This window comes from Bacillota bacterium, assembly GCA_040754675.1.
Lineage (GTDB): Bacteria > Bacillota > Limnochordia > Limnochordales > Geochordaceae > Geochorda.
In genome coordinates this window covers 1-3,014 of the sequence record JBFMCJ010000490.1, presented here as the reverse complement: position 1 = coordinate 3,014, position 3,014 = coordinate 1, and the positions used below count along the sequence as shown (strand labels likewise).

3 protein-coding genes are annotated in these 3,014 nt (G+C 69.6%); all 3 read left to right on the top strand.

The genetic code is table 11. The annotated features are described in order from the left end of the window. Positions 1 to 715: ATP-binding protein (locus AB1609_19570; GenBank protein MEW6048643.1), on the top strand; the 715-nt coding region annotated here is incomplete at its 5' end. Between the two features lie 191 nt (positions 716 to 906). Next, positions 907 to 1,419 (top strand): hypothetical protein, encoded by a 513-nt coding sequence (locus tag AB1609_19565; protein MEW6048642.1) that lies wholly within the window; start codon positions 907 to 909, stop codon positions 1,417 to 1,419. Continuing rightward, positions 1,419 to 2,990, top strand: coding sequence for a terminase TerL endonuclease subunit (locus AB1609_19560; GenBank protein ID MEW6048641.1), 1,572 nt, complete (start codon positions 1,419 to 1,421; stop codon positions 2,988 to 2,990). Before AB1609_19565 ends, AB1609_19560 begins: the two co-directional genes overlap by 1 nt. Positions 2,991 to 3,014: the final 24 nt, after the last annotated feature.

Below are 3,014 nucleotides of genomic sequence, written 5' to 3'. Positions count from 1 at the left end.
CGAGATGGTCGAGCGGGAGCGCCGGCAGCGCGGGGAGCGTCTGGTCAACTTCGCCAACATCCCCCGGCGCCATCGATGGGCCGCCTTCGATCGTCCGGCGTTTGAGCTGACCGAGGCGGCCCGCCAGGCCCTGGCGTGGGTGGCACGGCTGCCCGAGCCAGAGTTCAAGCTGGTAGAGGCTGACGACTACCACGACGGCTTTCCCTGGCCGCAGTTCTCCAGTTATCCGGGCGAGGAATACCTGGCCCAGGCCGTCCCGCCGGACCTGAGGGGAACGGGCCTGCTGATCGTCGGACCTGTGGGGACTGGGAAGACGACGCTCGTTGCTGCGACCCTAACGGCGGCCATCCGGCGGACGCTGACGCTCGGCGCCTTCTGGTGCGTGGCTGACCTACTGGAGGCGCTCCGGCCCCACGGAGACCGCGAGCCTGCACTCTCGATGGAGTGGCTGGTCAGCCTGCCACTTTTGGCACTGGACGATCTCGGCACCGAGCGGCCCACCGATTGGGCCATCGAGCAGCTCGACCGACTCATCAATGGGCGATATGTGCAAGACCGGATTTTGCTGGTGACCACCAACCTGAGCAGGAAGCCACTGGCAGACGCCGTCGGCAGTCGCATCGCCTCGCGGCTCATGGAGATGACGGAGCCGATTCTGCTGGCCGGCGACGACCGCCGCCTGGTGGTGCAAAAGCCGGCTTTGCCTGGCACCTGATGTCAGATGGTCACAGGTTGGCAGAACCGGTGAGCGAGTAAGCGGCCCGTAACAACGGGCTTTCCCGAACGCGCAAACGACGCTGCAAACGAGCCGCCCGCTCTGGGCGGTTTTTCTGTGCTAGGGGCGGGCTCGGCCCGGGGATGTTTCCGAGCCTGCCTGGAACCCCGCCCGAACGGAGGTGACGGGCCATGCCCCTCTCTGACGACCCTACGGCGCGGCAGCGCCAGCTCGCGAACCTTCGGCGCGGTGGGCGCCGGGCTCCGCCCGTTGCGGCGATGGACGCCCTTCAGCTCAGGCTTCGCCGGCTCACCCCGACGAGCCCGCAGGTGCAGGCGGTCATCGACGAACTGCTCGCCGTCCAAAGCGAGCTGGCCAAGCCAACACCGGCGGACCTCCCGCTGTTGACCGCCCTGGCGATGGCCCTCGTGGTCGAGCGGCTGGCCCTGGCAGAGCTTTTGCGCTACGGGCTCACGACCGAAGACGGCAAGGAAAGGCCGGCTGCCAGGCTCGTGTTGCAAGCGGCCGACACTGTAGGCCGACTGTGCGACCGCCTCGCCATCGGGCCGGCGGCCCGCTCGAAGCTGGGCCTCGGGCGCCCGAACCCGGCCGAGGAGTTCCTGAAGGCCCTGGCGGACGGTGCGGCGCCACATCCTACGGTGACGGCGATGCCAGGGGGCGGGCCTGGTGGGGGTGAGACGTGATGGACCTCGAGCGCTTCCGGCGTGACCCCGCGGCGTTCGTCCGGACGCTGGTCAATCCCGAGTCCGGCCGGCCCTTCGAGCTGCTGCCGGCGCAGGAGGCCTTCCTGCGGGAACTGTTCACCCCAGGCCCCGACGGCCGCCTGCGCTACAGTCAGGCCGTGTTTTCGGCGCCCAAGAAGTCGGGCAAGACGACCTTCGGCGCCCTGGTGACTCTGTACACCGTGCTGGTGCACGGCGGCCGGCTCGCTGAGGGCTACGTCTTCGCCAACGACGAGGAGCAGGCCGTCTCCCGGGTGTTCGCCGGGGTCGTCAACATCGTGGAGGCGACGCCCTGGCTTCGGGCGCTGGCGAAGGTGACGAACGGCGAGGTGTCCTTCCCGGCCACCGGCTCGAAGATCGTGGCACAGGCGGCCGAGTACGCAGGGGCGGCCGGCGCCAACCCCACCATCACGGTGGTCGACGAGCTGTGGGCCTACGTCACCGAGCGGAGCAAACGGCTCTGGGATGAGACGCCTCCCGTGCCCACCCGCGCGGTTTCCTTGCGCCTGGTGGTGAGTTACGCCGGGTTTGAGGACGAGCCGGGTCCGCTGCGGGAGCTGTACGACCGCGGCATGGGCGGCGAGCGGGTGTCTGACCGGTGGCCCATGTACCGGGACGGGGACCTGCTGGTCTTCTGGTCGCATGAACCTATCGCCCCCTGGCAAACGCTGGCCTGGATCGAGAGCATGCGGCGCACCCTGCGGCCCAGCGCGTTCGCCCGACTCATCGAGAACCGCTGGGTGAGCGGCACGGAGACGCCGTTCATCCCCATCGAGTGGTGGGACCAGGCCCCGCAGTGGAGCCCGCTGCCCCTCGCCCCGGAGATGCCGGTCGTGCTCGGTGTTGACCTCGGGCTGAAGCACGACAGCGCGGCGGTCGTGGCCACCACCTGGGACGAGCCGAGCGCCCGCGTCTACCTGGTTGGGTCGCGGGTCTTCGTCCCCACGGGCGATGCGCTGGACATCGAGGCAACGGTCGAGGCGGCCATCCTGGACTTTGCCAGCCGGTTCCGGGTCGTCGAAGCGCGGTATGACCCGTGGCAGATGCAGCGCAGCGCACAGGAACTGGCCCGGGCCGGCGTGCCGATGGTCGAATTCCCCCAGACCTCCGACCGCCTGAGCCGGGCCACCGTGGCCCTGTGGGAGCTACTCCGGGACAAGCGCCTGGTGGCGTACCCCGATGGTGCGATGCGCGCGGCCCTGCTGCGTGCCGTCGCGAAGGAGACCCCTCGAGGAGTCCGGCTGGCCAAGGAGAAGGCGGGCCATCGCATCGACCCGGCGGTTGCCCTGGCCATCAGTGCCTTGGGGACGCTGGAGGTCTTCGGCGCCGGTGCGCCGGTGGAGCTCGTGTACGACGCCCACGACGGTCTGACTTACGACCTCAACACCGGCCGGGTCGTCGCGGTCGACCCGGATCGGCACCAGAAGCCCTGGATCCCCGTCGGTGAGAGCCGCATCGCCCTGGAGCCTGACGAGGCAGGCCCCACCCTGCCCGGGCTCGACGACGGCCGGGTGCGGATTACGCCGTTCTGAGGAGGTGAGTGCCGGTGAAGCGTC

Coding starts and splice junctions, on each gene's coding strand:
- AB1609_19560 (MEW6048641.1), top strand. CDS start 1,419: ATGGACCTCGAGCGCTTCCGGCGTGACCCCGCGGCGTTCGTCCGGACG.
- AB1609_19565 (MEW6048642.1), top strand. CDS start 907: ATGCCCCTCTCTGACGACCCTACGGCGCGGCAGCGCCAGCTCGCGAAC.